The 3,183-nt window shown below is 28.7% G+C and carries 3 protein-coding genes; all 3 read right to left on the bottom strand.

Annotated features, from left to right (window positions below):
• Positions 1 to 268: 268 nt before the first annotated feature.
• Positions 269 to 754 (bottom strand): hypothetical protein, encoded by a 486-nt coding sequence (locus tag ACIQ56_RS16040; RefSeq protein ID WP_397602045.1) that lies wholly within the window; start codon positions 752 to 754, stop codon positions 269 to 271.
• 35 nt (positions 755 to 789) lie between these two features.
• Entirely contained in the window at positions 790 to 1,965 is a 1,176-nt protein-coding gene (locus ACIQ56_RS16035) for a 3-dehydroquinate synthase (RefSeq protein WP_397602044.1), read from the bottom strand.
• A gap of 75 nt (positions 1,966 to 2,040) precedes the next feature.
• A partial coding sequence (locus ACIQ56_RS16030) for a multidrug effflux MFS transporter (RefSeq protein ID WP_397602043.1) occupies positions 2,041 to 3,183 on the bottom strand: 1,143 nt, incomplete at its 5' end.

The following is a 3,183-nucleotide window of genomic DNA, read 5'->3' as shown; positions in this document are numbered from 1 at the left end:
CTTTCAAAAGCAACTTGCTCTGACAATTTTAAAAGTCTATTTTCCATCTCCATTTAAATCTCCTCCTCAAAAGGAGATTTAATTCTGGATTTATGCTTTGTAAAAATCACTTATTGGGAGGACACACTTGAATTGATATTACAGAAGATTTTAATTTTACTGGTTATACAGTCTCAAGATCTTCTGAGATATTGATGCTCAGTCCGCAAAACTATGGGTCAAATTCAGTCCAATCGTCTTTGGGCAAGGCGTTGATATTATTTAGGCTTCAGTCCGATTGTCTTTGGGAACTGACAGTGGGGCCGATAAATTCAAATGCAATTTTTATATTATTATCTTTTAAAATATTTTTCGTTAAATCTAATCTTTTTACATATAATTTAAATAAGGAATCAAAATTTAAATTGTTTGAAAAGGGTGGAAGATAATTTAAAGCAATTTTACATCCAACTTTTGAGGCGTTTTCTGCTTGTTTAGAAAATATTTTTAAACTATGATTAAATTCATTATCACTTCCAGAAAGTTTTACAGTAAAATGAAATGAAGTGGCGATTAAATCATAATCATTTAAAATATTCTCTATTTCAGAAATTGTATATTTAGGCTTTTCTAAATCTAAATTTATTCCTTTATATTTATATTTAAACGCCAGTTTGCAAGACTCTAAAAAATCTTCTTCTTCATGTCCTATTGTGGAACTCATTTTACTATTATTAGCGTCATAATCTTTCGTAATATTTAGTACGGAATACATGTTTTTCTCTTTATTTTTTAATATTTATCTTTTATTTATATGGTTTTATTTCTTAAGATATAATTATCTAGAACTTTTTTAACAATGTTTAAATCTACAGTGACAAGATAATCACCTTCTGGATTAAAGCATTTCCCAATTTTTTCTAATAATACAAATCGTAATTGTTTTCCTGTTTTTTTGTTATCATTAATCATAGCTTCAATTAAAATATCAGATGTAATTTCATTAGGAAAAGGATCTTTATAACCTAATTTATTTTCTATTATTTCATAATGTAAATTAACTTCTTCATTTGATAGTAAACCTATTTCTTTTGATAATTCAGCTGCAATTCTCATCCCAAAAGAAACAGCATCACCATGTAATATCTTTCCTTTCATGAGCCACTCAATGCCATGACCAAAGGTATGTCCATATTCTAATATAATTCCATAATGTTTTTCAGAAGGATCTTCTCTTAAAATATCAAGTTTTGATTGAATTATTTTTAATGCAAGTTCTTTTGTACGATAAGCATTCTCTGGGTTGTCGTAGGGTGAATTTTCATATAAATATTCAAAAAAGTTTTTATTTGAAATAAGACCATTTTTTATGCCTTCAATAATTCCAGCTCTTCTTGCATTTTTTGGCTCTGTATGAAGATAATGAGTATCTCCAAATATAAATATAGGTGCATGATATAGGCCAAAATGATTTTTTCCTTTTTTTCCATTTACAGCTTGTTTATTACTGAGCGTACTATCGGTTTGACCTGTAAATGTCGTTGGAATTTCAATGAAGCGAACCCCTCTATAAATGAGTCCCGCAGTTAGACCAACTAAGTTTCCAACTCCACCTCCTCCAAATGCAATTAATATTGATTTTTTTGAAATATTTTGTTCAATTAATTGTTCGCATAATTCTTCCAGATTTTTAAAATATTTATTTTGTTCACCAGATTGTAAAATATTTAAATATGTATTTGGAAATTTTTCTTTTATTTTATGAAATAAAGACTCCCCGTAAATTTTAAATATGGAATTTTCGGTTAAAAAAAATAATTTGTCAAATTCTAAATTCTCTAGCTGATTTAGAATAGTCTCTTCAATTTTATAGCCAAAGTAGTAAGGCGTCGGTTTTTCTAATTCAGTTGAAAACTCAATAGTTTTTCCAGGGAATAAGTCATTATTTAAGTACATATTTAATTCAGAATTTCTAAAATTTTTCATAATAAGATCTACCTTTATGTAAAGTTATTCAATTAACGTAAATAAAATATTAAATTTTTATGATTGAGAAATTTATTAGCTTGTGTTTGTCTTTCTAAGATTCAATTGTGGTCTTATTAATAAAATATATCCTAGTAATGATATAATTCCACAAATAAACATAGAACTTGCCATTGGAAATGCAGAACCATTATGGAAAAAGCTTACAAATAGTGATGAGAAAAAAGCCATACTCCACTGTAAAGAGCCATATAAAGCAGATGCAGTTCCGGCTTTTTCTCCATAAGGTGACAAAGCAATTGCAATAGAGTTTGGACTAATTAAGTTTAACATTCCAAGAAAAATGAAAATTGAAAATAGGAAAGGCAAAACCAAGTTTAAATAAAATGAAAATGCGAAAATAAATACAGCAGCTGAAAAAGCAACTATGACAGATGAAGAGCAAATAGTTTCGGGTTTCCATTTTTGCAGAAGTTTTTTATTAATTTGAGAAGCAATTAAAATTCCGAGTCCATTCATACCAAAAACGAGTCCATATTGTTGTGGTGACATTTTAAAAAGTTCTATAAAGACAAATGGAGAACCTGCAATATAGGCAAACATTCCTGCTCGAACAGCAATATCTGGTAAGAGGTAGCCAATAAAATGTTTGTCTTTAAGTAAAACTTGATAAGAATGAAGGACTGATTTTATTTTTATAGACTCCTGTTTTTTTGTATTTGTCTCAGGAAGAAAAATAGAAACAATAAAGATACAAATTAAACTAGATAATGCTAAAGTAAGAAATATAGATCTCCATCCTAATAGCGCATTCAAAAAAGCTCCTATAGAAGGTGCAATAATTGGCGCAATTCCTAATACTAAAGCAATATTTGATAGAAATAATGCAACATGTTTTTTATCAAAAAGATCACGAGCAATAGCTCTGCTTATTACCAAACTTGCAGAGCCTCCAAATGCTTGCAAAACTCTAAAAAGTATAAATAAAAATATGTTTTGTGAGAAAGCACAACCTATGGAAGCAAAGAAATAAAGTAACATCCCTCCGAGAAGCGGTTTTTTTCTTCCAAATCTATCCGATAAAGGACCATAAATAAGTTGGCCTAATGCCATGCCTATAAAAAATGTTGAGACAGATAATTCGTGTCCTCCCAATAAGTGCATTTTACAAACACAATGAATGGAATTAAATTTTTTATAGAGAGTGGTTTTTGATTT

Source organism: Silvanigrella sp., from assembly GCF_044369315.1.
GTDB lineage: Bacteria > Bdellovibrionota_B > Oligoflexia > Silvanigrellales > Silvanigrellaceae > Silvanigrella.
This window is presented reverse-complemented; position numbering and strand designations above follow the sequence as displayed.